General features: G+C 34.4%; 5 protein-coding genes. 4 read left to right on the forward strand and 1 reads right to left on the reverse strand.

Features of this window, described 5'->3' with window-relative positions:
* Positions 1-186: 186 nt before the first annotated feature.
* Positions 187-1,788, reverse strand: coding sequence for a malate synthase A (gene aceB, locus B3J44_RS14100; protein WP_286969024.1), 1,602 nt, complete (start codon positions 1,786-1,788; stop codon positions 187-189).
* Between the two features lie 197 nt (positions 1,789-1,985).
* On the opposite strand from aceB, the gene B3J44_RS14105 reads away from it, so the two are divergent.
* The 4 genes from B3J44_RS14105 to B3J44_RS14120 form a co-directional block, all read left to right on the forward strand.
* Entirely contained in the window at positions 1,986-3,467 is a 1,482-nt protein-coding gene (locus B3J44_RS14105) for a helix-turn-helix domain-containing protein (RefSeq protein ID WP_286969025.1), read from the forward strand.
* A gap of 6 nt (positions 3,468-3,473) precedes the next feature.
* Complete coding sequence (locus B3J44_RS14110) at positions 3,474-3,833, forward strand: hypothetical protein (protein ID WP_286969026.1); 360 nt, start codon at positions 3,474-3,476, stop codon at positions 3,831-3,833.
* 519 nt (positions 3,834-4,352) lie between these two features.
* Positions 4,353-5,069, forward strand: a complete 717-nt coding sequence (locus B3J44_RS14115; RefSeq protein ID WP_286969027.1) for a pirin family protein — start codon at positions 4,353-4,355, stop codon at positions 5,067-5,069.
* Positions 5,070-5,234: 165 nt separating this feature from the next.
* The coding region (locus B3J44_RS14120) for a (4Fe-4S)-binding protein (protein ID WP_286969028.1) at positions 5,235-5,455 on the forward strand (221 nt) is incomplete at its 3' end.

Consider the following 5,455-nt stretch of genomic DNA (forward strand, 5'->3'; position numbering starts at 1 on the left):
AGTATAGTTAAGTTGGTTAGTAAAGTTTATAGTTTTCAGTCTCAGTTATCAGTTTCAACCGGACTTAAATAGTTTTAAAAAGATCTGCGTAAATCTTTTCATTCTCATTCTATCTGCCGAATCTGCTAAATCTGCGTGAAAAAATTATTCGCCCGCAGATTTCACAGATTAAGCGGATTTTTTTTCTTATAAATATTTGTAACACGGAATCGTCAAGAAATCCACAAAATGGAGATTTACAACAAGCCTTTCCAGCATTTTTTCCGCTAATGGAAATTGCTGTTTTTCATGATTTTCTGCTCCTAATTCTTCCTTGATTTTTCTGAATTCGTCTAAAGCCAATTCGTGATAATAGGTCAAATCTAATTTTCGTCCATTATCCAAAAGCACTTTATTCTGAAGCCATTGCCACAATTGCGATCTCGAAATTTCGGCTGTTGCAGCGTCTTCCATCAAATTGTGCAATGCGGCGGCGCCTTGCCCGTTCAGCCATGAAGCCAAATACAATACTCCAACATTTATATTTTTTCGAACGCCATTTTCAGTAATGATTCCAATTGGTGGTTCAATCAAATCGGCTTCTGTAATTTTTCGATGTTCTCTTTTTACATGAATCTGATTTGGAGTTGGCATTCCTTTATCAAAAATCTCTTTTGCAATTGAAACTAAATCTGGATGCGCTACCCAAGTTCCGTCGTGTCCATTTTTAACTTCACGTTCTTTATCGGTTCTTACTTTTGCGAAAGCGACTGCATTGGCTTCTTCATTATTTCGAATCGGAATCTGTGCTGCCATTCCGCCAATCGCATGAATGCCTCTTTTATGGCATCTTTGAATTACCAGATTTGAATAAGCATTCATAAAAGGCGAAGTCATAGTTACCTGATCGCGATCTGGAACAATGAATTTTGGATTTTTTCTAAACTTTTTAATGTATGAGAAAATATAATCCCAGCGTCCGCAGTTTAAGCCAACGATATGTTCTTTCAATTCGTAAATAATTTCATCTAGTTGAAAACTTGCCGTTATGGTTTCAATTAAAACTGTCACTTTTATCGTTCCTCTGTTCAGTTTCAAATAATCCTCCGTAAAATCGATTACGTTATTCCACCAGCGCGCTTCCAGATAATGCTCTAATTTCGGAATGTAGAAATAGGGTCCTGAATTATTTTCTAAAAGTCGTTTATGATTATGAAAAACATACAATCCAAAATCTACCAAAGAACCTGAAACTTCATTCCCTTCAACTAGAACTTGTTTTTCTGGCAAATGCAAACCTCTTGGACGCACAATTAGCGTGGCAATTTTTTCATTTAAATGATACGATTTCTGTTTCACCAAATCAGTATACGTAATTGTTTTGTTTACCGCATCAATCAAATTTACCTGTCCGTCCATCAAGTTTTGCCAGGTTGGCGAAGTGCTGTCTTCAAAATCGGCCATGAAAGTTTTTGCTCCCGAATTCAACGCATTGATAATCATTTTGCGGTCAACCGGCCCAGTAATTTCCACTCTACGATCCAGTAAATCTTTCGGAATTTCTCCAGCTTTCCAACTGCCTTCTCTCACACTTTTGGTTTCTGGAATAAAAACTGGCATAATTCCCTGATCAAAAGTGACTTGTTTTTGTTCGCGCTGTAAAAGCAATAGTTTTCGCTGTGATTCGAATTTTCTATGCAATTCAGTTATAAAAACAATGGCTTCTTCTGTCCAGATCTTTGGATAACGAAGCTTCTTTTCGGCTAAAAATTCCATTGCCGTTTCGGTAATTTCTAATTGGTTTTTCATAGCTGTGGTTTTTAATTTCATTAGCAGCAATTGAATCGTTTATATGTTTTTCAAAAACATAAATACATAACAAACTGATAATTAATATTTTCTACACCACAATATTAGAAAAAAGTTTTTTACAAAACAAGCGAACGTTCGCTAAAAATGAAAAATAATTTTTTGGCGATTATTTTTAGAATAACTATATTTGGTTCATGGATATCGAAAAAGACTATATAAAGCTGATCTTCGGACTAAAATTGAAGCAAGTCAGAACGCAAAAAAATCTGTCTCTTTTTGGCTTGGCCAAATTGACAAATCTTTCAAAATCGTACTTAAACGAGATTGAAAAAGGAAAAAAATATCCAAAAACAGATAAAATTTTGCTTCTCTGCGAACATTTGGACGTGACTTACGACCAAATGGTGTCTTTAAAACTCGACAACAACCTCGCTCCTATTGGCGAAATCTTGAAATCAGGTATTTTAAAAGAGATTCCGCTGGAACTTTTTGGAATTCAGGAAGCCGATTTAATTGATATTATTGCTAATGCTCCTGCAAAAGTCAATGCCTTTATTAGTACGATTATCGAAATTGCACAGCATTATAATTTAAGCCGCGAAAGTTTCTTTTTAGCCGCTTTGCGTTCGTATCAGGAAGCACACAGTAATTATTTTGAAGATTTAGAAGAAAAAGTAATTTCGTTTTCGAAGTCATTTCAAATTAATCTGGATTCTAAAATCAGCATTGAAGAATTACAAGCGATTTTAAAAGAGGAATACGAATACAACATTAAAGAAATAGCGTTTACAGATCAGGAAGCTTTGGGCGATTTGCGCTCGATTTATGTTCCAAAAAGCAGAACTTTATTGCTTTCAACTGAACTCGATGCTCCGCAGAAAGCATTTATTTTAGCCAAAGAAATTGCTTATAACTATTTAAAAATATCCGATCGTTTACTGACTTTCAGTTGGATTAAGTTTGAAAATTTCGATCAGGTTTTACACAACTTTTATGCTTCTTATTTTGCCGGTGCTTTGTTACTTCCAAGGAAATTAGTGGTGGATAAAATCAATTCTTTTTTAGAAAATGAAAATCCGAAACCTGAAGAATTTGTTCAATTAATTGAAAGTTTTGAAGTTTCGCCTGAATCTTTTTACCAAAGATTGACCAATTTATTACCGAAAGATTTTCAACTGAAGAATTTATTCTTTTTAAGACTATCACACCGAATTGGTTCTGATGTTTACCAAATCAATAAAGAATTACACATTACACATCAGCAGGAACCACACGCCAACGAAACCAACGAACATTATTGCAGAAGATGGGTTTCTGTAAAAACAATTGATGAAGCGATCAAACAAAATAAATCTCATTTTTTTGATGCACAAATTTCCAGTTATGCGAATAGCGGAAACGAATATTTAGTATTTTCATCGGCTACAAAAGATCCTTTTTTACATGATACTATTCGAAGTATTTCCGTTGGAATTTTGATTAATCCAACAATGAAAAAGAAATTCAAGGTCATTGACGGAAAACCTTTGGTGAAACGAATTGTTGGTGTAACTTGCGAAACCTGTGCTGTTCAGGATTGTCTGGAAAGAGCAGCTCCGCCAATTGTTTTAGAAAGAAAAAAACGTCATGAAAATACCGATGCTGTTGTACAGCAGTTTATGAATCAATATAGTTAGAATGCCATGAAATATTTTACCTTAATAACGACACTGCTTTTAATTAGTTTTACTCAGAAAACAGACAAACTTATTGGCCGTTACAATTACTTGATTGAAGAGGACAATACTTATATCCAAAAAGATAAAATTACTTTTAAGGACAGCATTTTTGCTTTTGATAACAAATATCTGCCAAAAGGAAAAGTTTCTTATAGCAATAAAATAGTATTGGATAATTTCATTAATACCGATTTAGTTATAAGTATTGCAAAAGATCAAATCGAAAAAGATACGATTCCTTTTTTCATGCATGATAAAAAAAGCTCTTCTTCAAATTATCTTGATGAAGTGGTTGGAAAAGGGAAATTAATTAGAATTAAATAATTTATTCCGGTCTTTTACCACACGCTTTTTGTCATTCCGAGGAACGAGGAATCTCCCCAAGTGGCTCGACAAAGATTGGCGACATACTGTGGGGAGATTCCTCGTTCCTCGGAATGACAAATTATGTGGTTACTTTGAGGTAGAAAACATTGTAATTTCTAATCTTTGTAGAGTTACTTGCGAAGATTTCTCCTTCGTCGAAATGACAAACCATGTGGTTACTTTGAAGTAACGCCTTTTGAACCTCTTTACCTTTGTGCCTTTGAACCTTCTTATAAAAATGAAACTTCTCGCATAGCCCCGATAGAAGTGGAAATCCTTTTGCGGTGGGGTTCACCACAAAAGATTGCAACGGATAGCGGGACTAAACGTCTTTTGAAAACGAAAATATCTGCTTCAGAAAAAAACTTAGAAACTTAACATCATAGAATCTCAGAATCTTTTCTTAATCTACATTAAGTGCTTTTCGTTTACATCAACCGTATCTTTGTACTATCAAAATCAATAAAAGACAAAATCATGGAAAATATAGTATTGCACAAAGCAGAGTCAAGAGGAAATGCAAATCACGGATGGTTAAACGCTTATCACAGTTTTAGTTTTGCGAGCTGGTACAATCCGGACAGAATTCAGTTTGGAGCCCTTCGTGTTTTGAATGACGATACGATTGCAGCGGGAATGGGATTTGGAACTCACCCTCACGATAATATGGAAATTATTACAATTCCGTTAGAAGGTGATTTGGCTCACAAAGACAGCATGGGAAATACTGAAGTAATTAAAAACGGAGACATTCAGGTAATGAGTGCTGGAACTGGAATTCAGCACAGTGAGTTCAACCCGAATGCAGATCAGCAGACTAAGTTATTGCAGATTTGGTTGTTTCCAAACAAAAGAAACGTTACACCACGCTACCAACAGATTACTTTAAATGTTGCAGACAGACATAACAAATTGGCACAAGTTTTATCTCCAAATGCCGATGACGAAGGTGTTTGGATTCACCAAGATGCGTGGTTCAACATGGGAAATTTTGATGCAGGAACTGCAACTGAATATAAAATCAAAAAAGAAGGAAACGGAGTTTATGCTTTCGTTTTAAAAGGAAATGTTACCATCAACGGTCAGGAATTAAATACTCGTGATGCAGTTGGAATTTCAGGAACTGATACGTTGAATATTAAAGCCAATACAGATGCTGAATTTTTATTAATGGACATTCCAATGAATTATTAATTCGAACAAAAACAATTAATACCTGTACCTTGAAACGATAATAAATCTGTAAATCAGACTATTATCGTTTCTTTTTTTACTCAATTTTAAAAAAGAAAGACTAACTTTATAAATAAGAAAATTGGTCTGACTTTAAAATTAAATTCATCCTTAAAATTTTAAAACATGAATCCAAACAACCTCATTAAAGAATATACAAACGGAGAAGTTACGATTGTATGGCAATCTGGAAAATGTATTCATTCGACAAATTGTGTCAAAAATAATCCAGATGTTTTTCGTCCAAAAGAAAAACCTTGGATTACGCCAGAGAAATCTACAACTGAGAAAATAATTTCAACAGTTAATAAATGTCCTTCGGGAGCGTTGACATTTTATATGAATAA

The sequence above is a fragment of the Flavobacterium sp. UBA4854 genome (assembly GCF_002399805.1).
Taxonomy (GTDB): domain Bacteria; phylum Bacteroidota; class Bacteroidia; order Flavobacteriales; family Flavobacteriaceae; genus Flavobacterium; species Flavobacterium ginsengisoli.